Source organism: Nocardioides ganghwensis, from assembly GCF_014779655.1.
GTDB lineage: Bacteria > Actinomycetota > Actinomycetes > Propionibacteriales > Nocardioidaceae > Nocardioides > Nocardioides ganghwensis.
Window position 1 is genome coordinate 36,904 of the sequence record NZ_JACXYX010000010.1, and the last position, 25,698, is coordinate 62,601.

General features: G+C 71.8%; 26 protein-coding genes. 15 read left to right on the forward strand and 11 right to left on the reverse strand.

Annotated features, from left to right (window positions below):
• Positions 1 to 9 precede the first annotated feature (9 nt).
• Positions 10 to 2,442: an aminopeptidase N gene (gene pepN / locus IEZ24_RS13275; protein ID WP_129454502.1), complete on the reverse strand. Its 2,433-nt coding sequence runs from the start codon at positions 2,440 to 2,442 to the stop codon at positions 10 to 12.
• Between the two features lie 11 nt (positions 2,443 to 2,453).
• Positions 2,454 to 3,320 carry a tryptophan 2,3-dioxygenase gene (gene kynA / locus IEZ24_RS13280; protein ID WP_224745303.1) on the reverse strand — a complete coding sequence of 289 codons (867 nt, stop codon included), beginning with the start codon at positions 3,318 to 3,320 and terminating at the stop codon, positions 2,454 to 2,456.
• 51 nt (positions 3,321 to 3,371) lie between these two features.
• Here kynA and IEZ24_RS13285 point away from each other — a divergent pair, with 51 nt between their 5' ends.
• The 3 genes from IEZ24_RS13285 (at position 3,372) to IEZ24_RS13295 (ending at position 6,878) form a co-directional block, all read left to right on the forward strand.
• Positions 3,372 to 4,307, forward strand: coding sequence for a DNA-3-methyladenine glycosylase family protein (locus IEZ24_RS13285; protein WP_129454500.1), 936 nt, complete (start codon positions 3,372 to 3,374; stop codon positions 4,305 to 4,307).
• 79 nt (positions 4,308 to 4,386) lie between these two features.
• Positions 4,387 to 6,045 (forward strand): FAD-dependent oxidoreductase, encoded by a 1,659-nt coding sequence (locus IEZ24_RS13290; RefSeq protein WP_129454498.1) that lies wholly within the window; start codon positions 4,387 to 4,389, stop codon positions 6,043 to 6,045.
• Positions 6,042 to 6,878: a hypothetical protein gene (locus tag IEZ24_RS13295; protein ID WP_191192860.1), complete on the forward strand. Its 837-nt coding sequence runs from the start codon at positions 6,042 to 6,044 to the stop codon at positions 6,876 to 6,878. The genes IEZ24_RS13290 and IEZ24_RS13295 overlap by 4 nt, the downstream gene beginning before the upstream one ends.
• Here IEZ24_RS13295 and IEZ24_RS13300 read toward each other — a convergent pair.
• On the reverse strand, positions 6,838 to 8,082 hold the full coding sequence (locus IEZ24_RS13300) for a phospholipase D-like domain-containing protein (protein WP_318151924.1): 1,245 nt from the start codon (positions 8,080 to 8,082) through the stop codon (positions 6,838 to 6,840). The genes IEZ24_RS13295 and IEZ24_RS13300 overlap by 41 nt on opposite strands.
• A 129-nt stretch (positions 8,083 to 8,211) precedes the next feature.
• On the reverse strand, positions 8,212 to 9,021 hold the full coding sequence (locus IEZ24_RS13305; RefSeq protein ID WP_207206762.1) for an aminoglycoside phosphotransferase/kinase family protein: 810 nt from the start codon (positions 9,019 to 9,021) through the stop codon (positions 8,212 to 8,214).
• Between the two features lie 49 nt (positions 9,022 to 9,070).
• Here IEZ24_RS13305 and uvrB point away from each other — a divergent pair, with 49 nt between their 5' ends.
• Positions 9,071 to 11,200, forward strand: coding sequence for an excinuclease ABC subunit UvrB (uvrB, locus tag IEZ24_RS13310; RefSeq protein ID WP_129454495.1), 2,130 nt, complete (start codon positions 9,071 to 9,073; stop codon positions 11,198 to 11,200).
• 101 nt (positions 11,201 to 11,301) lie between these two features.
• Here the strand turns inward: uvrB and IEZ24_RS13315 are convergent, their stop codons facing one another.
• Positions 11,302 to 11,817, reverse strand: coding sequence for a DUF1707 SHOCT-like domain-containing protein (locus IEZ24_RS13315; protein ID WP_129454493.1), 516 nt, complete (start codon positions 11,815 to 11,817; stop codon positions 11,302 to 11,304).
• A 77-nt stretch (positions 11,818 to 11,894) separates the two neighbouring features.
• Here IEZ24_RS13315 and IEZ24_RS13320 point away from each other — a divergent pair, with 77 nt between their 5' ends.
• Positions 11,895 to 12,452 carry a hemerythrin domain-containing protein gene (locus IEZ24_RS13320; RefSeq protein WP_129454491.1) on the forward strand — a complete coding sequence of 186 codons (558 nt, stop codon included), beginning with the start codon at positions 11,895 to 11,897 and terminating at the stop codon, positions 12,450 to 12,452.
• A gap of 16 nt (positions 12,453 to 12,468) precedes the next feature.
• On the opposite strand, the gene IEZ24_RS13325 is transcribed toward IEZ24_RS13320, so the two are convergent.
• Entirely contained in the window at positions 12,469 to 13,125 is a 657-nt protein-coding gene (locus IEZ24_RS13325) for an ion channel (RefSeq protein WP_242498427.1), read from the reverse strand.
• 66 nt (positions 13,126 to 13,191) lie between these two features.
• Here IEZ24_RS13325 and IEZ24_RS13330 point away from each other — a divergent pair, with 66 nt between their 5' ends.
• From IEZ24_RS13330 to IEZ24_RS13355, 6 genes are all read left to right on the forward strand, one after another.
• The gene (locus IEZ24_RS13330) at positions 13,192 to 13,686 is read left to right on the forward strand and encodes a hypothetical protein (protein WP_129454489.1); all 495 of its coding nucleotides are present in this window, start codon (positions 13,192 to 13,194) and stop codon (positions 13,684 to 13,686) included.
• A 10-nt stretch (positions 13,687 to 13,696) separates the two neighbouring features.
• Complete coding sequence (locus IEZ24_RS13335; protein WP_129454487.1) at positions 13,697 to 14,215, forward strand: hypothetical protein; 519 nt, start codon at positions 13,697 to 13,699, stop codon at positions 14,213 to 14,215.
• 107 nt (positions 14,216 to 14,322) lie between these two features.
• Positions 14,323 to 15,294: an NAD(P)/FAD-dependent oxidoreductase gene (locus IEZ24_RS13340; protein ID WP_207206761.1), complete on the forward strand. Its 972-nt coding sequence runs from the start codon at positions 14,323 to 14,325 to the stop codon at positions 15,292 to 15,294.
• Between the two features lie 51 nt (positions 15,295 to 15,345).
• Complete coding sequence (locus IEZ24_RS13345; protein ID WP_129454485.1) at positions 15,346 to 16,617, forward strand: glycosyltransferase family 4 protein; 1,272 nt, start codon at positions 15,346 to 15,348, stop codon at positions 16,615 to 16,617.
• A complete protein-coding gene (locus IEZ24_RS13350) occupies positions 16,604 to 17,347 on the forward strand; it encodes a class I SAM-dependent methyltransferase (RefSeq protein ID WP_129454484.1) in 744 nt (247 codons plus the stop codon). Before IEZ24_RS13345 ends, IEZ24_RS13350 begins: the two co-directional genes overlap by 14 nt.
• On the forward strand, positions 17,344 to 18,450 hold the full coding sequence (locus IEZ24_RS13355) for a prenyltransferase/squalene oxidase repeat-containing protein (RefSeq protein WP_129454482.1): 1,107 nt from the start codon (positions 17,344 to 17,346) through the stop codon (positions 18,448 to 18,450). Before IEZ24_RS13350 ends, IEZ24_RS13355 begins: the two co-directional genes overlap by 4 nt.
• Here the strand turns inward: IEZ24_RS13355 and IEZ24_RS13360 are convergent.
• Together IEZ24_RS13360 and IEZ24_RS13365 are read right to left on the reverse strand one after the other, a co-directional pair.
• On the reverse strand, positions 18,409 to 19,077 hold the full coding sequence (locus tag IEZ24_RS13360) for a class I SAM-dependent methyltransferase (protein ID WP_242498426.1): 669 nt from the start codon (positions 19,075 to 19,077) through the stop codon (positions 18,409 to 18,411). The genes IEZ24_RS13355 and IEZ24_RS13360 overlap by 42 nt on opposite strands.
• Positions 19,074 to 20,378 carry an alpha/beta hydrolase gene (locus IEZ24_RS13365; RefSeq protein ID WP_129454480.1) on the reverse strand — a complete coding sequence of 435 codons (1,305 nt, stop codon included), beginning with the start codon at positions 20,376 to 20,378 and terminating at the stop codon, positions 19,074 to 19,076. The genes IEZ24_RS13360 and IEZ24_RS13365 overlap by 4 nt, the downstream gene beginning before the upstream one ends.
• A gap of 27 nt (positions 20,379 to 20,405) precedes the next feature.
• Here IEZ24_RS13365 and IEZ24_RS13370 point away from each other — a divergent pair, with 27 nt between their 5' ends.
• Positions 20,406 to 21,143, forward strand: a complete 738-nt coding sequence (locus IEZ24_RS13370) for a phosphotransferase (RefSeq protein ID WP_242498432.1) — start codon at positions 20,406 to 20,408, stop codon at positions 21,141 to 21,143.
• A gap of 16 nt (positions 21,144 to 21,159) precedes the next feature.
• On the opposite strand, the gene IEZ24_RS13375 is transcribed toward IEZ24_RS13370, so the two are convergent.
• Entirely contained in the window at positions 21,160 to 21,900 is a 741-nt protein-coding gene (locus IEZ24_RS13375; protein ID WP_242498425.1) for a dienelactone hydrolase family protein, read from the reverse strand.
• 131 nt (positions 21,901 to 22,031) lie between these two features.
• On the opposite strand from IEZ24_RS13375, the gene IEZ24_RS13380 reads away from it, so the two are divergent.
• Complete coding sequence (locus IEZ24_RS13380; protein ID WP_191192861.1) at positions 22,032 to 23,003, forward strand: zinc metalloprotease; 972 nt, start codon at positions 22,032 to 22,034, stop codon at positions 23,001 to 23,003.
• Between the two features lie 16 nt (positions 23,004 to 23,019).
• On the opposite strand, the gene IEZ24_RS13385 is transcribed toward IEZ24_RS13380, so the two are convergent.
• Entirely contained in the window at positions 23,020 to 23,664 is a 645-nt protein-coding gene (locus IEZ24_RS13385; RefSeq protein ID WP_165356042.1) for a sulfotransferase family 2 domain-containing protein, read from the reverse strand.
• 56 nt (positions 23,665 to 23,720) lie between these two features.
• On the opposite strand from IEZ24_RS13385, the gene IEZ24_RS13390 reads away from it, so the two are divergent.
• Positions 23,721 to 24,386, forward strand: coding sequence for a sulfotransferase family protein (locus tag IEZ24_RS13390; protein WP_129454473.1), 666 nt, complete (start codon positions 23,721 to 23,723; stop codon positions 24,384 to 24,386).
• Here the strand turns inward: IEZ24_RS13390 and IEZ24_RS13395 are convergent.
• Complete coding sequence (locus tag IEZ24_RS13395) at positions 24,377 to 25,021, reverse strand: sulfotransferase family 2 domain-containing protein (protein WP_129454471.1); 645 nt, start codon at positions 25,019 to 25,021, stop codon at positions 24,377 to 24,379. The two genes, IEZ24_RS13390 and IEZ24_RS13395, sit on opposite strands and share 10 nt — an antisense overlap.
• Positions 25,022 to 25,230: 209 nt before the next feature.
• On the opposite strand from IEZ24_RS13395, the gene IEZ24_RS13400 reads away from it, so the two are divergent.
• On the forward strand, positions 25,231 to 25,692 hold the full coding sequence (locus IEZ24_RS13400; protein ID WP_129454470.1) for a hypothetical protein: 462 nt from the start codon (positions 25,231 to 25,233) through the stop codon (positions 25,690 to 25,692).
• The last annotated feature ends 6 nt before the right edge of the window (positions 25,693 to 25,698 follow it).

Consider the following 25,698-nt stretch of genomic DNA (forward strand, 5'->3'; position numbering starts at 1 on the left):
GCTGCGGCCTCACAGCGAGCGGGCGCGCACCATCCGCAGCACCTCTTCGGAACGCTCGGTGAGCGAGCCGACCACCACGGGCGCTGCCTGGGCGGCCGCCACGTCGCGAGCCCTCGCCACCCAGGCCTCGTCGACCGCGTACACCGGGAAGAGGCTGGCGGTCAGCGCGAGACCGGGGATCATCCCGCCCTCGTGCAGGGTGGGCAGCGCCTCGAGGTAGCGCTCGGCGTAGGGCGCCAGCACGTCCTCCTGCCCCGGTCGCCAGAAGGCTGCCGCCACGGTGCGGGCGGCCTGGATGGGCACGGTCCGCTCCACCATCGCGGTCCACGCCTCCTCCTTCGCCTCGGCAGAGGGTGAGCTCGCGCGCACGCCGAGCGCGCGGACCCAGGCGTCGGGGTCCGGGTCGCGCTCCTGCAGGGCCTGGACGGCGTCGGCGTCCACCTCGCCGAGCTCGGCACGGCGGTCCAGGGCGTACCACTGCAGGTCGAGGTCGTCCCCGGAGAGCTCACGGACCGCGGCGAGGTCGTCCTCGCCGGTCGCGGTGCGGACCAGCGTGCGCAACGCCGCCTGCCGCGACACCCCGGCGTCGACCAGGCGGCGGGCCGCGGCTGCGACCTGCGCCTCGAGGTCGAGCCGCTCGGACTCCGGTGCCCACTGCTGGGCCGCGGTGAGGGCGAGCTCGAGGCACGGCTCGGCGACCGTCTCCACGGTCTCGACCCTCAGCACGTCGGTGAGCGCCCCCACGGCCTCGGCAGCCGTGGCGTCGCCCCCGGCCAGCATGTCCCACACGGTCGCCATCGCCACGGCGCGGGCCAGGGTCGTGGGGAGGCCCGACGGGTGGCTGACCAGCACCTGCCGCCCGGCGGGGTCGGGCCGGGTGGTGGCGAACGTGGTGTCGTCGTGGTTGACGAGGTAGAGGTCGGCGTCGGGCAGGCCCTCGACCGCGGTGCGCCCGCCGACCACCTCCACGCGGGCGGAGCCGACCTCCTCGAGCGCCTCACCGGCGCGGCGGTAGGCACCCACGCCCACCACCTGCGGGTGGGGGGCGCCGTGGGCGCCGACGGCGGTGAGCACGAGGCCGTCGTCGGTCTGCTCGATGCCCAGCCGGTCGACGCCCGCGGTCTCCAGCCAGGCCGCACGCCACGGCTGGAGGTCGCGTCCGCTGGCCCGCTCCAGCGACCCGACGAGGTCGTCGAGGGTGGTGTTGCCCCATGCGTGCTCGGCGAAGTAGGCGCTCATGCCCACGCAGAAGGTGTCCTCGCCCACGAAGTGCATGAGCTGCTTGAGCACCGCCGCGCCCTTGGGATAGGTGATCGAGTCGAAGATCGACTCCGCGTCGGCCACGGTGCGCACGGGCTGGCGGATGGGGTGGGAGCTGGGTCCCTGGTCGGCGAGGTAGGCGTAGAGCTTGTCGCCCACGAGGTTGTTGGCCGCGGTGTCGCCGTAGGCGGTGGCTCTCTCCGCGGCCCACATGCAGGCGAACTCCGCGAAGGCCTCGTTGAGCCAGAGGTCGTCCCACCAGCGCATCGTGACGATGTTGCCGAACCACATGTGCGCCATCTCGTGCAGCAGCACGTTGGCGAACACCTGCCACTCACCGGTGGTCGGCTCGTGGCGCCGCAGGATGCTGTCGGACCAGGTGACGCAGCCGTAGTTCTCCATCGCCCCGCCGAACTCGGGCAGGAACACCTGGTCGTAGGTGCGCTGCGGGAACGGCATGCCGAAGCGCTCGCCGAAGAACTCGAGGCCCTGTGCGGTGAGCGTGAACAGCTGCTCGGCGTCGCGCTCCAGCGCGGAGGCCAGGGTCTGTCGGGCGTAGAGGCCGAGGTCGTGGCCCCCGGCCTCCTGCCGCACCTCGACGAACGGTCCGGCCACCACGACGGGGTTGTACGTCGACAGCGGCGGCGTGGGCTCGAAGGTCCATCGCCGCCCGCCGTCGACGTCCTCGACCAGCGGGTCGCCGGAGTTGCTGACCACGGTCCACGCCTCCGGTGCGACGACGGTGAAGGCATGGGGTGCCTTGAGGTCGGGCTGGTCGAAGCAGGCCCACGCGTAGCGCGCCTCGTCCGGCTCGAAGCTCGTCCACACGTAGACGTTGTCGTCGCCGGGGTCGACGGCGCGGTGCACCCCGCGCCCGTGCGTGGTGTCGCGCTGCACGGTGGCGACCACCAGCTCGTTGTCCTCGGCGAGGCCGTCGAGCGCGATCCGACCCTCCTCCGCCGCGGGCAGCGGCGTGCCGTTGAGCGTGGCGGCCTCGACCTCGGAGCAGCAGTCGACGAACGTCGACGCTCCGGCGGTGGCCCTGAAGCGGACGGTGCTGACGGCCCGGAAGGCGGGCCCGTCGACCAGGTCGGTGAGGTCGACCTCGATGTCGTACGAGGTGATCGCCAGCAGGGCCGCGCGCTCGACGGCCTCCTCCTGGCTGAGGCTGCGGACGGTCACGGCAGGCGCCTTCACTGCCCGATCCTCGTTCGCACCTCGTAGAGCTCCGGGAAGAACGTGAGCGAGAGCGCACGCCGCAGGAAGTCCACCCCTGACGACCCGCCGGTGCCCACCTTGTGCCCGATGACGCGCTGCACGACCTGCAGGTGGCGGAAGCGCCACTGCTGGAAGGCGTCCTCGATGTCGACGAGCTCCTCGCACGTCTCGTAGACGCCCCAGTGCTCGGCGGGCGCGGCGTACACGGCCGCGAAGAGGTCCACGAGCTCGGGGTCGGTGGTGTGCGGCTGCGTCCAGTCGCGCTCCAGCAGCCGCTGCGGGACGGCGTACCCCTGGCGTGAGAGGTGGGCGAGGAACTCGTCGTAGAGCGACGGCTCGTGCAGCAGCTCGGCGAGGCGGGTGCGGGCGGCCTCGTCGTGGGAGAACACGTCGACCATGTCGGCGTTCTTGTTGCCGAGGAGGAACTCGACCTCGCGGTACTGCGCGGACTGGAAGCCCGAGCTGGTCGCCAGGAACGGCCGGATCTCGGCGTACTCGCTCGGCGTGAGCGTCGCCAGCACCGACCACTGGTCGGTCAGGGTGTGCTGGATGTGCTTGATGCGGGCCATCCGCTTGAGCGCGGGGGAGAGGTCGTCGGTGCGCAGGAGCGCGCGGGCCGAGCGCAGCTCGTGGACCATCAGCTTGAGCCACAGCTCGCTCGTCTGGTGCTGGACGATGAAGAGCAGCTCGTCGTGCTGGGGCGGGTCCGACAGCGGCTGCTGCGCCGAGAGGAGCACGTCGAGGCGCAGGTAGTCGCCGTAGGACATGGACCTCGAGAAGTCCTTCTGGATGCCGGCCTCGAGGTCGCGCTTGTTCGGTGTCCCGCCCATTCCTTCTGACATGGCAGCAACCTATCCGTCGTCGTGGTCGGTGGCCTCGTCTACCGTCGCACCATGCCCGCCACGTCCGCCGAGCGCACCCGCACCTGGGTGCCCGACTGGCCGTGCGCGCCCTCGCAGGTCCTGCGACCGCAGCGGCGCGGCGCGGGGGACCCGACGCAGCGGCACCTCGACGACGGCCGCATCTGGCGCGCCATGCGTACGCCCGCGGGGCCGGCGTCGCTGTGCGTGCAGCCGCGACCGTCGGCGGGCGAGGTCGTCGGCCGGGCCTGGGGACCGGGGGCCGAGTGGGCGCTCGACCGGATGCCCGCGCTGCTCGGCGCCGACGACGACCCGACCGGCTTCGAGCCCCACCACCACCCCGAGGTCGCCGAGGGCTGGCGCGCCCACCAGCACTGGCGCATCGGTCGCACCGGCCTGGTCATGGAGTCGCTGGTGCCCTCGATCCTCGAGCAGAAGGTGACCGGCAAGCAGGCGTTCGGCTCGTTCCGCGAGCTCGTACGCCGCCACGGCGAGCCGGCGCCCGGGCCGGTGGCGCCGCTGCGGCTGATGCTGCAACCGACTCCGGAGACGATCGCGGCGATCCCGTCGTGGGAGTGGCTGCGCCTCGGTGTCCAGCCGGCCCAGTCCCGCACCGTCGTCACCGCGTGCCGCCTCGCCCCGTCGCTGGAGCGCATCACCGAGGTGTCCGCCGAGGAGGCCGACCGGCGCCTCCGGTCGGTCCGCGGGATCGGGGTGTGGACCAGCGCGGAGGTGCGCCAGCGGGCGCTCGGCGACGCCGACGCCGTCAGCTTCGGCGACTACCACCTCGCCAACTGGGTCGGCTGGGCCCTCGTGGGGCACGACATCACCGACGACGAGATGGCCGGGCTGCTCGAGCCCTACCGGCCGCACCGGGGCCGGGCGGCGACGATGGCGGTCGCCGGGGGCCGGTCGCGCCCCCGCCGCGGTCCGCGGATGAGCGTCCCGACCCACCTTCCGACGCGCTGACGCGCAGGTCGGTGCGCCGGTCCAGACCCCCAGAAATGGTGTCGCAGCCCGACGCGGCCCGGGAGTAGCGTCGATCGTCATGGGCAACACGGACCCCGTCCTGCTGCTGGCCACCACGGACGAGGCGTCACGGGACGTCCTCGAGTCGGAGCTGCGGCACAGGTACGGAGGAGACTACGAGGTCGTCGTGTGCGCCGACTACGGCCACGCGCGCGCCGTGCTCGAGGGCCTGCGCCGGTGGGAACGGCAGGTGGCCCTCGTGATCGCCTGCTACGGGCCCGACGACCGCGACGGACTGGACTTCCTGCGCCGCGCCTACTCGCTGCACCCCTCGGCGAAGCGGGCCGTCGCCGCCATCTGGGGCGACTTCGCCAGCACGAAGGACGTGTTCGCCGCGATCGGTCACGGCCACGCCGAGCTCGTGCTGCTCCGACCGGAGCGACGGCGTGACGAGGAGTTCCACGGCGCCATCACCGACACGCTCGACGACTGGCACCTGGCCCAGGGCATCGGGTTCGAGGCGGTGCGGATGATCGGCGAGCAGCGCGACGAGCGCACCCACGCGCTGCGCGACCAGTTCGGCCGCAACCACATCCCGGTCGGCTTCCACCAGGTCGGCACCGAGTCGGCCAACCGGCTGCTGGCCGGGCTCGGTCTCACCGACCCGGAGCTGCCGGTGCTCCAGCTGGCGTTCACCACGCCACCCACGACGCTGGTCGCGCCGTCCGACCTCGAGATCGCCGACGCCTTCGGGCTGATGGGTCCGCTTCCGAGCGACCACGTCTACGACGTCGTGGTGATCGGCGCCGGCCCGAGTGGGTTGGCCGCGGCGGTGTACGCCTCATCCGAAGGGCTCTCGACGATGGTCGTCGAGCAGCGTGCGGTCGGTGGCCAGGCGGGCACCTCGTCGCTCATCCGCAACTACCCGGGGTTCGCCCGCGGGGTCAGCGGCGCTCACCTGGCCTGGCGTTCGTTCCAGCAGGCCTGGGCCTTCGGGAGCGAGTACTCCTTCCTGCGCGAGGTGCAGGGGCTGGGCACCGACGGTGACCTGCGAACCGTCTCCATGTCCGACGGCAGCGTGATCCGCACCCGCAGCGTCGTGATCGCCACCGGCGTCGACTACCGCATGCTCGACGTGCCGTCCCTCGAGCGGCTGGTCGGGCGCGGAGTGTTCTACGGGGCCGCGGTGTCCGAGGCGCCGTCGATGGCCGGGACGGAGGTGTACGTCGTGGGCGGTGGCAACTCGGCCGGGCAGGCGGCCCTCCACCTCGCTCGCTACGCCCACCAGGTCACCCTGCTGGTGCGTGGGCCGTCGCTCGCGGCGAGCATGTCGGACTACCTCATCGCGCAGCTCGAGGCGACCCGCAACGTCGCCATCCGGTATCGCACCGCCGTGCTCGACGGGCGCGAGGAGGACGGCTGCCTGGCCGGGCTGACCCTGGGTGACCCGCACGGGCACTCGCGCGAGGAGGTGCCGGCCGGCGGGCTGTTCGTGCTGATCGGCTCGGTGCCGCGGACCTCCTGGCTGCCGGAGGAGATCGCGCGCGACGAGGCGGGCTTCATCCGAACTGGTCAGGACGGTCGGCTGCTGCTGGAGACCAGCATGGAAGGGGTCTTCGCGGTCGGCGACGTCCGTTCGGGCTCGGTCAAGCGGGTGGCGACGGCCGTGGGTGATGGTGCCACCGTCATCGCCCTGCTCCACGGCTACCTCGCCGCGCACCCGGCCCCGACCGCATGACCCCTGTCACCGGGGCGATGCGGCGGTTGCTGGTCACCGCCGCCGTGCTCGTCTTCCTGGCCGGCTTCCAGCTCACGGTCTTCCCGACGCGGACGGCCGACTGGTTCGCGTGGACCATCGACGTGCCGATGACCGCGGTCTTCCTGGGCGCGGCCTACTGGGCCAGTGCCGTCCTCGAGGTGGCAGGAGCGCGCGCCGCGGGCTGGGGACGTGCCCGCCTGACGGTGTGGGCAGTCCTCGTCTTCACCACGCTGACCCTGGCGGTGACCCTGCTGCACCTCGACAGGTTCCACCTCGGTGCCGAGCACCCGGCCACCGCCCGTGCGGTGACGTGGGGCTGGCTCGCCATCTATGCCGGCGTGCCGGTGCTGATGGTCCTCGGCCTGGTCCGTCAGTCCCGCACGCCGGCGCGCGCCGAGGGCGTACGCCGTCTGCCGCGCACCCTGCGGGTCCTGCTCGGCGGTCTCGCAGCGGTGCTGCTGGTGTCGGGCGTCGCCCTCCTGCTGGCCCCGGAGTGGGCGGCAGGAGGCTGGGCGTGGCCACTGACGCCGTTGACCGGCCGGGCCGTGGGCGCGTGGCTCGTCGGGCTCGGCTGGGCGGCCGGGCACGCGTACGTCATCGACGACACCGACGACGTCGGCCCGCTCGGGCTCACGGGCGCCGCCTTCGTGGTCCTCGAGGCAGGTGCGCTGCTGAGGTACGGCGACGCCCTCGACTGGTCGGGGTGGCAGGCCGTCGCGTACGTCGCGGGCCTGGGGTGGATCGGCGTCGTGTCGACGTGGATCCTGCTGCTCAGAGCAGGGGGCGCAGCGGCGCGAGGAAGGTCTCGGTGAACTTCCGGTTGAGGTCGCGCGCCTCCCACTCGTCGAGGGTGAGCTCGAGGCAGTTGGACTCGTCGGTGCGGAAGACCTCCTCCATCACCGCGGCGAAGGCCGGGTCGATGACCTCGAGGTTGATCTCGTAGTTGCCCTGCAGGCTCAGCCGGTCGATGTTGGCGGTGCCGACCGTCGCCCAGCTGCCGTCGATGGTCGCGGTCTTGGCGTGCACCATCGCGTCGCGGAACCGCAGGATGCGCGCGCCGGACCGGAGCAGCTGGCCGTAGTAGCCGCGCGAGATCCAGTCGGCGACGATGTGGTTGGACTTCAGCGGCAGCAGGATGCGTACGTCGACGCCCCGGCGTGCAGCCTCGGCCAGCGCGTCGACGAAGTCCTGGTCCGGCAGGAAGTAGGCCGTGGTGAGCCAGATGTTGCGGCTCGCCCGGTTGATCGCCTCGAGGTACATGCTGCGGATCGGGAAGTTCCACTGCCGCGGGACGTTCTTGTGCACGCGGATCTGCGGGTCCCAGTCCGACGCCGTCTCGATCAGGAGCGGTCGCTCGTTGCGACGGAGCCGGTGGTGGCGGTTGAGGTTCCAGAAGTCGGCGAACGCCCGCTTCATGTCCCACACGCCCGGCCCCGTGATGCGTACGTGCGTGTCGCGCCACTCGGTGGCGTAGGCCGAGCCGATGTTGTAGCCGCCGAGGAAGGCGACCTCCTCGTCGACGACGAGAATCTTGCGGTGGTTGCGGCCGTAGCGGCGCAGGTCCCACACGCGCAGGCCTGCCGTCCACACGGGGTAGCGCAGGACCTTGAGGGAGGGGGAGAAGCGCTTGAAGGCGGGCGAGACCACCATGTTGGCGAAGCCGTCGTAGATGCAGTGCACGTCGACGCCGCGCGCGGCGGCCGCGGTCAGGGCGGTCTTGAACTTCCACCCGATCTCGTCGCCCTTCCAGATGTAGGTCTCGAAGAGGATCTGCTTCTTCGCGCCGTCGATCGCGGCCAGCATGTCGTCGTAGAGGTCGCGCCCGAACGTGTAGGTCGTGATCTCGCCGTCGCCGACCGGCACGGTGTCGGGCCGGGTGACGGGGAAGGGCTTCGGCTTCTTGCCCCGACGGCGGTAGGAGTCGACGAGCGAGAGCGCGACGGCCACGCCGAGCTGGAGCCCGACGAGCCCGAGCAGGGTGCGCCGCAGGGCGGTCAGCGTGCGGGCGACGGTCACGGGCTCAATCTAGCCACGGGACCCAGCGCACGACCCCCAGGCCCGGGCGCGCGCCCCGGCTGGCGGGCTGCCCGTCGGGCTCGTCGCCGGCGACCCGGTGGAGCGGGTCGTCACCTTCGACCGCATGCGCTAGCCGGCTAGCCCCAGCACGGCGTACCGCTCGACGTCGCACGGCTGGTCGGAGAGCACCCGGAAGAGCGCGGCACACAGCATCGCCTGCCGCTCGACGCCGTGGCGCCACTCCTCCAGCGCCGCGGCCGGCGCGCCGTGCCAGAGCACGGCGTCGAGCACGCAGATCGCCTCCGCCCACAGCGGTGGGCGCCACGCAGGGGAGAGGTCGATGACGAACGGCACGCCGGTCACGTCGAGCAGGACGTTGCCGGCGAGGTCGCGGTGGACCAGCTGCTCACGGCCGAGGTCGGTGCCGTCGAGCCCCGCGACCAGCGCGGCCACGAGGTCGGCGAGTCCCGGCTCGGGGCGGTGCGCGGTGGCTTCGAGGGCTGCGTCGGCGTCGTACGCCTGCCGCTCCGCCACCGTCCAGCGGTCGGTGCGGGCGTCGAGCCCGTCGGGACGGTCGGGGACGACGCCCGCGAGGTGGGCGTGCAGGAGGTGCGCCGTGGCCCGCAGCGTCGGCAGGTCGTCGCACGGCGTCGTTCCCGGCTCGAAGCGGGTCGCCGCCCAGCCGTCCACGGTCAGGCTGCCGTCGCGCGCAGGCACCGGCAGCGCGAGCCGGAGCGACCGGGGTGCCGCCTCGTCGAGGCGTACGGCCAGCCGCGCCTGGACCGGGGCCAGCCACGCCCCGGACCCGTCGTGCCCGGGGGACAGGACGAGGTCGCCGGCACGCCAGGTCGTGCCCTGGCCGCCCGGCAGCGGCTCCAGCACCCCCTCGGCCGCGAACAGGTCGAGCACGCGGTCCGGCGGCTGGGTGGGAGTGGGCACGGCTCGAGCGTAGGACGCCGTTGTCGGTGCCTGCCCGTAGGCTCGACGCATGCGTCCAGTCACCGATCTCCAGCGCCGGGTGGCCCCCTTCAAGGTGGTCTCCGACTACCAGCCGTCGGGCGACCAGCCGGCCGCGATCGAGGAGATCGTCGAGCGGGTCAACGGCGGCGTCCAGGACATCGTGCTCCTCGGAGCGACCGGCACCGGCAAGACCGCGACGGTCGCCTGGGTGACCGAGCAGCTGCAGCGGCCCGTGCTCGTCCTCCAGCCCAACAAGACCCTTGCCGCGCAGTTCGCCAACGAGCTGCGCCAGCTGTTCCCCGACAACGCCGTCGAGTACTTCGTCTCCTACTACGACTACTACCAGCCCGAGGCCTACGTCCCCCAGACCGACACCTACATCGAGAAGGACTCCTCGATCAACGAGGAGGTCGAGCGGCTGCGCCACAGCGCGACCAACAGCCTGCTCACGCGCCGCGACACGATCGTGGTGTCGACGGTGTCCTGCATCTACGGCCTCGGCACCCCGCAGGAGTACGTCGACCGGATGCTGCGGCTCAAGGTCGGCGAGGAGCACGACCGCGACTCGGTGCTGCGGCGGCTCGTCGAGATCCAGTACACCCGCAACGACATGTCCTTCACCCGCGGCACCTTCCGGGTCCGCGGCGACACCCTCGAGATCTTCCCGGTCTACGAGGAGCTCGCGATCCGCGTCGAGTTCTTCGGTGACGAGGTCGAGCGGCTGATGACGCTGCACCCGATCACCGGCGAGGTCGTCTCCGACGACACCGAGCTGCACGTCTTCCCCGCCACCCACTACGTCGCCGGCCCGGAGCGGATGGAGCGGGCGATCAAGGGCATCGAGCTCGAGCTCGAGGACCAGCTCGCCACCTTCGAGAAGCAGGGCAAGCTCCTCGAGGCCCAGCGCCTGCGGATGCGCACCACCTACGACATCGAGATGATGCGCCAGGTCGGCTCGTGCTCGGGCATCGAGAACTACTCGATGCACATGGACGGCCGCACCCGCGGCAGCGCCCCCAACACGCTCCTCGACTACTTCCCCGAGGACTTCGTGCTCGTCATCGACGAGTCCCACGTCGCGGTGCCGCAGATCGGCGGCATGTACGAGGGCGACATGTCACGCAAGCGCAACCTCGTCGACCACGGGTTCCGACTGCCCAGCGCGATGGACAACCGCCCCCTGCGGTGGGAGGAGTTCGTCGACCGGATCGGCCAGACGATCTACCTCTCCGCCACCCCGGGCAACTACGAGCTCGACCGCGTCGGGGGCGTCGACAACGCAGTCCAGCAGATCATCCGCCCGACCGGCCTGGTCGACCCCGAGGTCGTGGTCAAGCCGACCAAGGGCCAGATCGACGACCTGATCCACGAGATCCGCGAGCGCTCCGACAAGGGCGAGCGGGTCCTGGTCACGACGCTGACCAAGAAGATGTCGGAGGACCTCACCGACTACCTCCTCGACGCGGGCATCCGCACCCGCTACCTCCACTCCGAGGTCGACACCCTCAAGCGGATCGAGCTGCTGCGCGACCTGCGCCTGGGCGAGTACGACGTCCTCGTCGGCATCAACCTGCTGCGCGAGGGCCTCGACCTGCCCGAGGTGTCGCTGGTGGCCATCCTCGACGCCGACAAGGAGGGCTTCCTGCGCTCCGACAAGTCGCTGATCCAGACCATCGGACGCGCCGCCCGCAACGTGTCCGGCCAGGTCCACATGTACGCCGACAAGATCACCCCCTCGATGGAGATGGCGATCGGCGAGACCAACCGTCGCCGCGCGATCCAGGTCGCCTACAACACCGAGCGCGGCATCGACCCGCAGCCGCTCCGCAAGAAGATCGCCGACATCACCGAGATGCTCGCCCGCGAGGACGAGACCACCCAGGAGCTCCTCAAGACCTGGGCCGACGTCGGCCAGAAGGGCCGGGCCGGCGGCGTGAAGGCCGGCAAGTCGCCGACGCCCGCCCTGTCGAGGATCCACCAGGACGCCCCCGACACCGCCGGCATCCCGAGCAGCGACCTGGCCGTGCTCATCCAGGAGCTGACCGACCAGATGAAGACGGCGGCGGCGGAGCTCCAGTTCGAGGTGGCCGCTCGCCTGCGCGACGAGATCTCCGACCTCAAGAAGGAGCTGCGCCAGATGATGGAGGCGACGAAGTGAGGAGTGGTGCGCTCGGGCCGAGGAACGAGGTCTGTGGCGCACCCGACGAGCGAGGAGCAGCGCGAGCGCAGCGAGCGCCGGCGACGAAGTGAGGAACGAGCTCAGAACTCGTCCGGGCGCCGCCTGAGCTCCCTCTCCTGCTTCTTCTCCAGCCGACGGGCGTGCTCGTCGATGATGTCGCGCTTGTTCACGACGATCCGCGCGAGGTTCATCAGCGCGAATCCCACGGGGAAGAGCGGCCACGGGAACCCGCCGGGCGTCGCAACTGCCCAGATGGTCCAGAGCAGGGCGGAGAGGCCGATCACGCCCAGCAGCGCCTCCCGACGGTCTGCCTGCCACTTCCGGACCGCCTGCTGGCGGATGTCGGCAGCTCCTGACCGAGGAGCCCGGCTGACGGGCAGGTCCTCGACGAGGGGCACGAGGTCGCCGAGCGTACGGCTGGCGAGCGCGGCCTCGGTGCGCTCGTCGTACTCGGCGCGGGTGAGGCGGCCCTCGGCGAACGCGTCGGCGAGGACGGTCTCGATCACCGCGCGGTCGCGGTCCGACGCCCGGATCGACCGGTTGGCAGGACTCCGCGGATCGTGGTCGAACTGTCGCCACACCTCGATCTCCGGCACGTCGCCAGCATAGGCACGTCACACCCGTCCGGAGGTGTGCACTGGTCCGACTCGAAGGTGCTCGCTAGGTTCGCGGCATGAGCACTCCCATCGACCTGGGCAGGCCGGTCTCCGGCGACGTCATCGACCTCATCCTCGAGGACCACCGCCGCTTCGAGTCCCTGATGCGCCAGCTGCGCGACAGCTCCTCGGACCGCGACGCCGTGCGCAAGGCCCTCGCGGCCCTCCACGTCGCCCACGCCGAGGCGGAGGAGCAGCACGTCTACCCCAAGCTGCGCCGCAAGGACGCGATCACCGAGCACGAGGCCGAGCACGGCGAGGAGGAGCACGCCGAGGGCCACGAGGCCATGCTCAAGGTGCTGGAGCTCAAGGGCACCGACACCCAGGCCTTCGACGATGCCGTGGAGGAGCTCGCGACCGCGCTCAACCACCACCTCACCGAGGAGGAGCTGACGATCCTCAATCCGGCGCGCGAGGAGGTCGGCGAGCAGGTGCGCGCGGAGCTGGGCGTCGCCTTCGCGACCGAGCGCAACAAGCAGCTCGACGCCGACTGCGGCAGCATCGACAACGTACGCCGGATCGTGCGCGAGGCCGAGAAGGAGGGCCTCCTCGACCACGAGGAGGAGGACGACTGACGGCCGCTCGCCCGGATCAGCGCTGACGCAGGATGGTCAGACCGACCATGCGTGACACCACCATGGCGATGTAGAACACGCCCGTCATCATCTCGACCATGACCACCGACCTCGCCTGGACGCCCACGGCGACCAGGTCGGAGAGCCCGACGCTGGTCAGCACGGAGAACGAGAGGTAGAGCAGCTCGAACCACGAGTGCTCGAAGCCGCCCGCGTTGCTGAAGGACTGCGGCCACACCACCTGCACGGCCGCGAAGAGGTAGGCGAAGCCCCACGCGACGACGGTGAACGCGGCGCCGGTGGCGAAGTACTCGTCGGTCGTCACCTTGTCGTCGTGGAAGAGGTAGCGCAGCATCGCGTACGAGACGTAGAAGTAGAACGGCGCGTGCAGGAGGCCCGAGACGAGCACGATCGGGTCGGTGGTCGGGAAGACCGCCTCGAGCAGCGTGAAGACGATCGTCGGGGCGCCGAGGAAGAACACGACCCGGCTCACGTGCGGCGTACGCCGGACCGCGAGGACCGCGGACCCGACGGCCAGCATCCCGATGACGCCGAGGAACGCCCCACCCACCGTGGAGCCGCCGAGGAACGGCCAGGCGAGCACCTGGAGCAGCTGCGCGCCCAGCAGCATCGCGGACGGGTGCGCGCTCAGGTACTGGATCGGTCTGCTCACGACGATGCAGTCTAGGGACGCGCCGATCACCCGCACGGCGACGCTCCGTTGGGCTAGGTTCGCCGCGTGGGCGTACGAGCACGGAGCTGGGTGGCAGGCGGGCTCGCCGTCGTGCTCGTGGGCCTGCTCGTCGCGATCGGGCTCGTCGTCACCTCCCGCGACTCCGTCGACGCCGAGCTGACCGCTGCGCAGCAGGACGTCGCGGCTGCGGCCCGAGCCGAGGCGCTGGCCTTCCTCACCGTCGACCACCAGGACATGGACCCGCTCATCGACGCCGTGCTGGCGGGCGCGACCGGCGAGTTCGCCGAGCAGTACGAGTCGCAGCGCGAGACGTTGACCCGCGAGGCCGTCCGGACCGAGGCCACCTCGGTGCCCGAGGTCGTCGCGCTCGGCGTGGGCGACCAGGACGCCGACTCGGCCACGGTCCTGGTCGCCGCCAACAGCACCGTGACCAACACCGGCACCGGGGGCGAGGGACAGGTCCGCTACTACCGCCTGCGGCTCGAGCTCGTCCGCGAGGACGACCGGTGGCTGACCGACAACCTCCAGTTCGTGCGGTGACCGGACCATGATGACGAGCAGGCGTTGGATCGTGGGCCTCGTGGTGCTGGTGTGCGCGGCGACCCTCGCGCTCGTGTGGGTGCTGCGGGACCCCGGACCGGGGTCGGGCGCAGGGATCAGCAGCGCCGACGACCCGGACGTGTCCGTGGTGTCCGCCTCGGTGAAGGACGCCGTGCGCGAGCGGGCCGCAGAGGCTGCCGCCGCGGCGTACGGCTACTCGTGGGACACGCTCGCCGAGGACAAGGCTGCGGCGCGCGCCCTGATGACGACCGCGATGCAGGACCGCTACGACCGGACGATGGCGGGCGTCGCCACCTCGAGCCAGCGAGACCGTACGGTGGTCTCCGCCGACGTGGTCGACACCGCCCTCGTGACCGCCTCGGCGACCCACGCGCGGGTGCTGGTCTTCGTCAACCAGCGCACCTCCGGCGACGACCTCGCCGAGCCGACCCTCGACCTCGACCGCGTCCTCGTCACGCTGCGGCGCGACGGCGGGGAGTGGAAGCTCAGCGAGCTCGACGCCCTGTGACGGCAGACGGGGGACGGCAGACGGGGGACGGCAGACGGGGGACGCTGCACGGGGACACCGCGGACCGGCCCTTGTCGGCAGCCCGCCCGACCGGAAGGATCCGGGACGTGGACGACGTGACGACCGACCTGCTGATCATCGGAGCCGGCCCCACCGGCCTGTTCGCCGCCTACTACGCCGGCTTCCGCGGCCTGCGCGTCGCCGTGGTCGACTCGCTGCCCGAGCTGGGCGGTCAGATCACCGCCATGTACCCCGAGAAGGCGATCCTCGACGTCGCGGGCTTCCCCAGCATCAAGGGACGTGACCTCGTCGAGGGGCTCGTCGCCCAGGCCGCGACGGCCGACCCGACGTACCTGCTGGACCGCACGGCCACCACGCTCGACCACGGCGAGGACGAGGTCGTGGTCACCCTCGACGACGGCACCAAGGTCACGGCGGGGGCGGTGCTGATCACCTCGGGCATCGGGAAGTTCAGCCCGCGCCCGTTGCCGGCCGGCGAGGGCTGGGTGGGCCGCGGCATGGAGTTCTTCGTGCCCAGCTTCGCGCCGTACGCCGGCAGGGACGTGGTCGTCGTCGGGGGAGGGGACAGCGCCTTCGACTGGGCCCAGCACCTCGAGCCGATCGCCGCGTCCGTGACGCTGGTCCACCGCCGCGACGCCTTCCGTGCCCACGAGCGCACCGTGGCGGCGGTCAAGGACTCGAGCGTGGAGATCATCACCAACGCGCAGGTCACCGAGCTGCGGGGCGACGGCCACCTCGAGGAGGTCGAGATCACCGTCGACGGGCAGGAGCCGCAGGTGCGCAAGGCACAGGCCCTCGTCGCCGCGCTCGGCTTCATCGCGGACCTGGGCGCGATCCAGACCTGGGGCCTGGAGACGCAGAAGCGGCACGTGGTCGTCGACTCGTCGATGCGGACCAACCTCCCGCGCGTCTTCGCCGCGGGCGACATCACCGACTACCACGGCAAGGTCCGGCTGATCGCCGTCGGCTTCGGGGAGGCCGCGACGGCGGTCAACAACGCGGCGGTGGTCCTGGACCCGACAGCCCACGTCTTCCCCGGTCACTCCAGCGAGGGGTGAGGAGGCGGTCCGGCTACGGGTCGCCTACCGATGAGTAGGCATAATGACCGGGTGCGTATCGCCATGCTGTCCTACCGGAGCAAGCCCCACTGCGGCGGACAGGGCGTCTACATCCGGCACCTGAGCCGCGAGCTCGTCCGCCTCGGCCACGAGGTCGAGGTGTTCTCGGGGCAGCCATACCCCGACCTCGACGAGGGCGTCGTGCTCACGAAGGTGCCCAGCCTCGACCTCTACCGCGAGCCCGACCCGTTCCGGGTGCCGCACCTGCGCGAGTTCCGCGACCTCATCGACGTCGAGGAGTTCCTGACGATGTGCGCGGCCGGTTTCCCCGAGCCGAAGACGTTCAGCTCGCGCATCGCGCGACTGATGAAGGAACGTGCCGGCGACTTCGACGTCGCGCACGACAACCAGGTGCTCGGCACCGGGATCCTGGCGCTCGAGTCCTACGGCCTGCCGGTGGTCGCCACCATCCACCACCCGATCACGATGGACCGCAGGATCGACCTCCAGACCGCGCCGACCTGGCGCAAGCGCCTCACGCTGCGCCGGTGGTACGGCTTCCTGCGCATGCAGACCAGGGTCGCCAAGCGCTACCGCAAGGTGCTCACGCCGTCGGAGTCGTCGCGTCGCGACGTCGCCCGGGACTTCGGCGTCGACCCCGCCAGGATGCAGACGATCCTGCTGGGCGTCGACGACGTCTTCGCCCCCCCGACCGCGCCGCGCGTGCCGGGCCGGATCCTGGCGATGGCCAGCGCCGACGCCCCGATGAAGGGCATCGCCACGCTGCTCGAGGCCTTCGCCAAGCTCGCCGTCGAGCGCGACGTGTCACTGGTGCTCGTCACCCGCCCCGAGCCCGGCGGCCGCACCGAGCAGCTCGTCGACCAGCTCGGCATCGCCGACAAGGTCAGCTTCGTCAACGGCGTCAGCGACGCGGAGCTGGTGGACGTGATGGGCTCGGCCGAGGTGGCCTGCGTGCCGTCGCTCTACGAGGGGTTCTCGTTGCCGACCGCCGAGCTGATGGCGTGCGCGACCCCGCTGGTGGTGTCCCGCGCAGGCGCGATCCCCGAGGTGGTCGGCCCCGACGGCGAGTGCGCCGACCTGGTCACGCCCGGTGACGTCGGCGAGCTCGAGCAGGCGATCGCCGCGCTGCTCGACGACCCGGAGCGACGTACGGCGATGGGCGCGGCCGGGCGCGCCCGCGTCGAGAGGATGTTCAGCTGGCGTGCCGTGGCCGAGGCCACGGCCGCCGCCTACGAGGAGACCATCGCCGCCTTCCACGCCGAGAGGGCCGGCCAGAGGGAGGGCCACCGTGCTGACCGTTGACTTCGACCGGCTGGGCCTGCGCCCCGGCGACCGCGTGCTCGACATGGGCTGCGGCGCCGGACGGCACGCCTTCGAGATGTACAAGCGCGGCGCCGACGTCATCGCGTTCGACCAGGACGCGGACGAGCTCGCGACCGTGCGCGAGTGGTTCGCCGCGATGCGTGAGGCGGGCGAGGTGCCCGAGGGGGCCGAGGCCGACGTCAAGGAGGGCGACGCCCTGGCGCTGCCCTTCGCCGACGGCGAGTTCGACCGCATCGTCGCCGCGGAGGTCCTCGAGCACATCCACCGCGACGTCGACGCGATCAAGGAGCTCGTCCGGGTGCTCCGCCCCGGCGGCACGCTCGCGATCTCGGTGCCGCGGTGGCTGCCCGAGATCGTCAACTGGAAGCTCTCCGACGACTACCACAACGCCGAGGGCGGCCACGTCCGGATCTACACGACCGAGGAGCTCGTCGACAAGGTCACCAAGGCCGGCCGCTCCAACGACGGCACGCCCGGCGACGCGATGGTCTTCACCGGGAAGGACCACGCCCACGGCCTCCACACGCCCTACTGGTGGATCAAGTGCGCGGTCGGCGTCACCAACGACGACCACCCGCTCGCCAAGGCCTACCACCGGCTCCTGGTCTGGGAGATCATGGAGAACCCCAGGGCGCTCCAGTACGCCGGCAAGGTGCTCGACCCGCTCATCGGGAAGAGCATGGTGCTCTACTTCCGCAAGCCCGCATGACCGACGTCCTCACCCGCGCCCGGGTCGAGCAGACCGCAGCGACGATCGAGGCGATGCAGGAGCCCTCCGGCGCGATCCCGTGGACCCCAGGTGAGCACACCGACGTCTGGAACCACCTCGAGGCGGCCATGGCGCTGATGGTCGGCGGACGCCGCGACGCCGCGGAGCGCGCCTTCGCGTGGGCGCGGGAGACGCAGCGCGCCGACGGCTCGTGGCCGCTGAAGATCGTCGTCGGCGAGGTCGAGGACCACTCCGGTGAGACCAACATGTCGGCGTACGTCGCGGTCGCCACGTGGCACCACTGGCTGGTCGCGCGCGACGAGGCGTTCGTCCGGCTGATGTGGCCGACCGTCCGGCGCGCGCTCGACTTCGTGGTGTCGCTCCAGCTGCCGTTCGGCGGCGTCGCGTGGTCGCAGGAGTGGCACGACGGCGAGCCGGCCGTGGTCAACGAGGAGGCCCTCCTGGCCGGGTCGTCCAGCATCTACCACTCGCTGCGGGCCGGCGTCGCGCTCGCCGAGCTGGTGGGGGAGCCGCAGGTCGAGTGGGAGCTCGCCGGCGGCCGTCTCGGCCACGCGCTGCGCGAGCACCGCGACCAGTTCCTGGACAAGTCGACCTTCTCGATGGACTGGTACTACCCGGTCCTCGGCGGCGCGGTCCGCGGCGAGGCGGCGCGCGAGCTGCTCGCCGAACGCTGGGACACCTTCGTCGAGCCCGGCCTCGGGATCCGGTGCGTGTCCACCAACCCGTGGGTCACCGGCGCCGAGACGTGCGAGCTGGTGCTCGCGCTCGAGGCGATCGGCGACCGCGAGAGGGCCCGTCAGCTGCTCGCCGACATGCAGCACCTGCGTACGGACGACGGCTCCTACTGGACCGGCTACGTGTTCCCCACCGCCCCCGACGAGCAGGGCGTCAACTGGCCGGTCGAGCAGACGACCTACACGGCTGCGGCGGTGGTGCTGGCTTTCGACGCGCTCACCGACAGCACGCCCGGTGCCGACATCATGCGCGGCACGACCCTCGCCGCCGACTTCGCCGAGATCGGCCTGGAGTGCGGGTGCCGGTCAGGCGAGCGGGTCGCCGGCGTCGCCGGACGTACGGCGTAGCACCCGCATCGACCCGACGGCCTCCACCTCCGTGAACGCACCACTGGCCAGCGCCGGGAGGTAGATGTCCTCGTACGGCGGACGCCCTCCGTCGGCCGGGTCGGGGAAGACGTCGTGGACCACCAGCACGCCGTCGGCCGCGACCCACCGCGGCCACGTGCGGAAGTCGGCGCGGGCGGGCTCGACGCCGTGCCCGCCGTCGATGAACAGCAGCGAGAGAGGCGTGCGCCACCACGCACCGACCGTCTCCGACCGGCCGACGACCGCGACCACCTGCTCCTCGAGGCCGGCGGTCGCGATGGTCCTCCGGAAGGTCGGGAGGGTGTCCATCAGGCCGGTCGCGGCGTCCACCAGGGTGTCGTCGTGGTGCTCCCAGCCCGCCTGGTTCTCCTCGGAGCCGCGGTGGTGGTCGACGGTGAAGACGGTGCCGCCGACCTCGCGGGCGGCGCCGCCGAGCCAGATCGCCGACTTCCCGCAGTAGGTGCCGACCTCGAGGGCCGGGCCGTGTGGGAGGCGTACGCGGGCCCACCGGTGCAGCAGCCCACCCTCGTCCTCGGGCATGAAGCCCTTGGTGGCGCGGGCGTGCTCGAGCAGGTCCGCGGGCAGCGACCGGTCCGGCGCGGTCACCCTGCGTCCCTGTCGGCCTCGTCCATCAGGTCGATCTCCTCGGGCTCGACGCCGCTGTCGGCTGCGAGCCCGTGGCGCCAGGTGTTCCAGTGCCAGGTGAGGTAGCGGTCGACCGCCCGCACGGCGTACGTGCTGCGGATCGAGTGGAAGACGTCGAAGGCGTGCTGAGCGCCGGGGAGCTCGGCGTAGACCACGGACCTCCTCGACGTGCGCCGCAGCTCGGCGACGAACAGCCGCGCCTGCTCCACTGCGACGAGCGTGTCGAGCTCGCCGTGGACGACGAAGAAGTCGGGGGCGTCGGGCGTGATCCGCAGGATGGGGGAGGCGGCCTCGTAGACGTGCGGGGCGTCCTGCCAGGTCGTCTGCAGGACGCGCGGGCCCAGGAACGCGTCGCGCATCCCGATGGCGTTGGTGAGGCCGGTCGAGCCGGCGAAGTCGTAGACGCCGTAGAACGGGACGGCGGCCTGGACCGAGGTGTCGGCGTCCTCGAAGCCGGGCTGCCACTCCGGGTCACCGGGGGTCAGTGCCGCCAGCGCGGCGAGGTGGCCGCCCGCGGACCCGCCGGTGATGGTGACGTAGTCCGGGTCGCCGCCGTAGCGGGCGATGTTGTCCTTCACCCACGCGATGGCGCGCTTGACGTCGACGATGTGCGCAGGCCACGGGTTGCGGGGCGACAGGCGGTAGTTGATCGCCACGCACACCCAGCCCTGGGCGGCCATCCGGTTCATCAGGGGACGCGCCTGGTGCTCCTTCTCGCCGATCATCCACGCGCCGCCGTGGACCTGCAGGAGCACCGGGGCCCCGGTGATCGCGTCGTCCGTGGCCGGCAGGTAGATGTCGAGGTGGCCGCGGCGACCTGCCTCGGAGTAGGGGAGGTTCCTGATCACCCGTACGGCGTCGTCGGCGAAGTCGAACGGCCGCGCCAGCCGTCGCCACGACACCGCCAGGTCCGCGGGGTCGGGCGCCCGGTCGAGCTGCTCGACGTAGTCGACGCCGAGGCCCTCGACGAGGGCGTCCTCGAGCACGTCCTCGGCCCGGCGGCTCTGCCGGACCATGTGGGCCAGGCCGAGCGCGCTGGCGCCCGCGAGGGCCAGCGCGGCCTTGGCGCGTACGCCCTCGCGGCGGCCCTGGGTCAGGTGCGCGGCAGCATCGAGCGCGGTGAGCGCCAGCATCTGCGGGGCGGTCTCGCCGAACAGCCAGCCGGCGGCGAACGACGGCACCCCCGAGCGCTGGCCGCGCGGGGGACGCAGGGCGTTGACGGTGAGGGCGGCGATCACGGCCTGACGGCTCAGGAAACTCACGTGCCTACGTTACTCGTCGGTACTACGGTGCTGTCCGATGAGTGGGATGCACGCGGACGAGGTGGCCGTCGACGACGCGACCGTACGCCGGTTGCTCGCACCGCACCTCCCGCTGCCGATCCCTGCGCCGGTCGCGCTGGGCGAGCCGGGCGAGGGTACCCGTTCGCGTGGACCGTCGTGCCGTGGATCGAGGGGGCGAACCCCAACGAGGAGACCTTCGACCCCGAGGAGTGGGGGACCGCGCTCGGCTCCTTCGTCCGGGCCTGTCGTGAGGTGCCCGGCATGGACGGCCCGGTCACGACCCACGGGCGCGGCGGGCCGCTGACCGCGCTCGACGACTGGGTGCGGGAGTGGACCGGGCGCGCCGACCCCACGCAGGTCTCCCGGGACGCGGTGCTGGCCGTCTGGGCGGACGCCCTCGACGCGCCGGCGTACGTCGGCGAGCCGCGCTGGTTCCACGGCGACCTCCACGAGGGCAACCTGCTCGTGCGCGACGGGCGCCTGGCGGCCGTGATCGACTGGGGCTGCGCCGGGCGGGGCGACCCCGCGATCGAGCTCAACGCGATGTGGGGCTACGTCCCCCCGTCGGCCGCGCAGGTCTACCGCGACGCCGTGGGCCTCGACGAGGCCGCCTACCGGCGTGCCCGCGGGTACGCGCTCGCGCCCGCCATCAGCGGGTGGACCTACTACCGCGACACCGCGCCGGAGACCTCGCAGGGAGCGCTGGAGACCGTGCAGCGGTTGAACGCCTCGTTGGACGACTGAGCATCCTGGCGCGGGCCTACCGCAACCGCTCGGCGAAGAACTCCAGGATCGCGTCGACCGCGACCTGCGAGCGCTGCTCGGTGACGGTCGAGTGGCCCTTCCCCTCGAGCTCGACGCGGATGAAGGCGTCGCCGATCAACGACGTCAGCGTGTCGAAGCGTGTCCCGACCAGCGGGTCGGAGGCGTACCGGATGCCCAGGACGGAGCAGCCGTCGGCCGCGCGCCGGCGCACGGCCCCGACGTCGGCGGGGGAGAGGTTGAGGTCCGCGGCCCGGCCGGGCAGTCCGATGAAGGGCGTGCTGGGCTGGCAGACCACCGGGGCGACGGTGGCGTCGTCGACCATCATCGCCAGCGCGAAGCCGCCGGTGAAGCACATGCCGAGGGCCCCCACGCCGGGTCCGCCGAGCTCGGCGTGGAGGTCGCGCGCCAGCGAGCGCAGCCAGCCGGCGACCGGCGTGGTCACGCCCCGGGCGAGCTTGGTGAGCTCGCGGCTGACGCAGATCCGCGGGAACGCGCGGGCGACGTCGAGGTTGCTGAACTCGCGGCCGACCGGCCCGAACAGGTGCGGCAGGACGACCGTGTGGCCGGCGGCGACGAGCTCCTCGCCGAACCTGATCACGCCCGCGGTCAGCCCGGGCATCTCGTGGATCACGACGACGCCCGGACCGGTGCCCTTGCGCCAGACGGGGTGCGTCGTCGGGCGCCCGTCGACGTCGGAGGTGTGCTCGCTGCGGGTCCAGGTCTCGAGTGCGTCCACGGCGGAAATCTGACAGCCGGGGCAGACCACGGGAAGAGGTTGTCCACGAGATCGCGACGAGGGCCTGTTCTTCTTGCTGGTCGCCCGGTTAGGTTGCTGCCTTCCCACGTCACACAGACAGGACATCTCGGATGCGACACTCCCGTTCCCTGCGGGGTCTCGTGGTGGCCGGCTCGATGGCGCTCGTCGCCACGACGCTCTCGGCCACCGCGGCGATCCCGGCCACCGCTGCGCCGTTCTCCCCGAAGGCCGCCGAGTGCGTCGACGGCCACTCCGACGAGCACGGCGACGAGCACGGCGACGAGGCCGCCGCCAACGCCCGGGTGCGCAAGGGCGCCAAGGCCAACGAGCCCAAGCCCTTCGCCGGCACCGGCGAGCAGTACCTCACGCTCGACAACGCCTCCACCCTCGCCGCGGGGTCGGTGACGGTCCCGACGTGGTTCCACATCGTCACCCCGACGACCGCGACCCAGGCCGACCGCGACCGCCTCACCCAGCTCGCGAGGGCGCAGCTCGACGTCCTCAACGAGGCCTACACGGGCCGTACGGGCACCCAGGCGTCGGCCGCGACGCCGTTCCGCTTCGAGCTCGCCGGCTTCACCTACCCCGTCAACGACGCCTGGTACACCGTCACGCCCGGCGGCGTGGAGAAGGAGATGAAGGCCGCGACCCGCAAGGGCGGCAAGGAGACCCTCAACATCTGGACCGCCAGCATCGGCGACGACCTCCTCGGCTGGGCCACGTTCCCCACCAGGAAGCTCAGCACCAACGACGGCGTGGTGATCCTCGACGAGTCGATGCCCGGCGGCACGGCCGGCAAGTACGCGCTGGGCGACACGCTCACCCACGAGGTCGGCCACTGGCTGGCGCTCTACCACACGTTCCAGGGCGGCTGCAACGGCAAGGGCGACCAGGTCGCCGACACCCCGGCGGAGGCCGGGCCGCAGTTCGACTGCCCCGTCGGCGCCGACTCGTGCGCCTCGCCGGGCGTGGACCCGATCCACAACTACATGGACTACACGCAGGACTCCTGCATGTACCAGTTCACCGCCGGCCAGGTCGCGCGGATGAGCGACGCCTGGAACCAGTACCGGGCGAGCTGACCCGGGGCCCGCACCGTCAGAACGTGTAGCCGAAGGCGTCGAGGTCTGCCGCGTAGACCTCGGCGACCTTCGCCCGCGTCGCGTCGGTGTAGTAGTCGCGGTAGCTGCCGTGCGGCGACTTGTTGCGGTGGGGGACCCGCTCGGGCTCCCCGCCCAGCCGCCGCTCGACCTCCGCCAGGTCCTCGGCGAAGTTCTCGGTGCGACCGACGAAGTCGACCTCGCGGTCGGGCGCCCTCAGGTAGTCGACCTGCGGGCGTCCGACCCGGGGCAGCTCCTCGGTCCCGCGGAGCACGAACTCCTCGAACCCCGAGTACGCCGCCGCGGCCCGCCACATGTCGTTGCCACGCATCTTCGTCGCCGCGGCGCCCTGCGGCCTCCCGCTCGACGGGCCCCACTCCCGGTCCCAGTCCTGGATCATCGCCCACCACGAGACCATGCGTGCCCACGGGTTCCGCACGAACGCGAACGACCAGTAGTCGACCGTCTGCGGCTCGGCCCGCAGGATCCGGGCGTACGGCGCGTGGCGGCCGAGGGGCGGAGTGACCCCGGGCGCCTTGCTGCGCGCGTCGGGGCAGCAGCGCTCGAACGCCACGCCCACCGAGACCCCGCCCGTCTTGGGCACGTGCACGAACAGCGCGCGCCTGGAGTCGGAGATCAACACGGGCGCGAGGCTAGCCCAGCCCGGCCCGACCCGGCGCATGCGGGATGATCGGCCGCGTGATGACGTTCCTCGAGCTCGGGCCCGGACGCGACTTCGTGCTGCTCGCCATGCCGAAGACCGCCAGCACGAGCCTCGAGCGCGCGCTCGCGCCGTACGCCACCGAGGTCGTCGGGTCGCCGCCGGGCCAGAAGCACCTGCCGGCGCGCGGCTTCGTCCACACCCGGGCACCGCGGCTGGCCGCGCAGGGACACCCGCGCGAGTCGTACGAGCTCGTGACGATGTTCCGCGAGCCGATCGCGTGGCTGGAGTCGTGGTGGCGCTACCGGGCGCGCGAGGACAGCCGGCAGTCGACGGCCGACATGACGTTCGAGGAGTTCGCGCTGCGCTTCCTCGCCGGTGACGGGGACGCGCCGGTGCCCAAGGGGAGGCCGGCGAGGTTCATCCACGCCCAGGGCGCGATCGCGGTGGACCGGATCTTCAGCGTCGAGCACCCCGAGGTCTGGTCGGCCTGGTTCAGCGAGCGGGTGGGCGTGCCGCTGGAGTTCGAGCGACGCAACGCCTCCGAGCCGTCCGAGGCCGAGCGCGGTGAGCTGGCCTTCGCCACCCGCGAGGCACTGGCAGCCCACTTCGCCCCGGAGTACGAGGTCTGGCGGCGGCTCGAGGCGACGGGGGAGTGGGCGGGCGCCCGGGGCACGCCGTTGGAGAACCCGCTTCAGTCGTAGGTGTAGCCGAAGAGCTCGATGTCCTCGGCGTAGACCTCGGCGACCCGCTGCCGGGTCTCGTCGGTGTAGTAGTCGTGGTAGGTCCCGTGCTTGGACTTGTTCTTGTGCACCGGCGTCGACGGCTCCAGTCCCAGCTGCACCTGGACCCGCTGGAGGTCCTCGACGAAGTTCTCGGTGCGTCCGATGAAGTCGACCTCACGGTTGTGCTTGGGCGCGCGGAGGTAGGTGATCTGCGGGGTCCCGACGCGGGGCAGCTCCTCGGTGCCGCGCATCACGAACTCGTCGAAGCCGGAGTACGCCGCCGCGGCGCGCCACATGGCGTTGCCGTCGCGCATCGAGCCGTGCTTGACGTCCTGGGGCTTGCCGCTCTTCGGGCCGTGCCGGCGGTCCCAGGCCGAGATCATCGAGTACCACGAGACCATCCGCGCCCACGGGTTGCGGACGAAGCCGAACGTCCAGTAGTCGACGACCTGCGGCTCGGTCCTGATGATCTTGCCGAGCGTGGCGTGGCGCCCGATCGGGACGCGCGCCTTGCGGGCGTCGGGGCAGGCTTCCTTGACCGTCTCCTCGACCGACACCCCGCCCGTCTTGGGGACGTGGACGAAGAGCACCTGTCGCGAGTCGCTGATGAGCACGCGGCGAGGCTATCCCACGCCTGTCGCGGGCCGAGCGCGTGCCGACCGGTGTCAACTGGTCCAGACCAGCAGTGCGGTATTCGTGCAGGGAAATCGCAGGAATCCTCAAGAAAACCGGGTACGTGTGTGTTCGCGCACGCGGGCCCCTAGTTTCGTCATCGGAGCCATCGTGGGGATGGCGCCTTCCGAGGAACGTGGGGGTTCCAGGCATGTCCCAGTACAACCGCAGGACGATCGTGCGCGGAGCCGCGTGGACCATTCCCGTCGTCGCCGTCGCCTCGACGGCCCCGGCCTTCGCCGCGTCGACCGACACGCCCGTCGTGCCGGGACCCGGCGCCTTCACGGTCTGCAAGCAGCCGGGCGGGCCCAACGGCCCGAACTGCCAGGGCTACAAGTTCTCGCTCAACCTGACGGTTCAGCCCAGCGACACCTGGACGATCCAGTTCACCCAGCTCACCGTCGACGGGACCAACTTCCTGCCGCAGACGAGCCCGCAGACCTTCCAGGTGACGGCGACCGCGAACCTCATCAACTTCGTCTTCTGCACCGCCTCGAGCCCGAGCCAGTTCAACCTGACGCTGCGCTACTCCGCCACCAACCAGAGGACCGGCGTGACCACGACGGGCCTCGGCGGCACCTACGTCCTCAGCGGCGTCCGGAACTGCGCCTAGCATTCA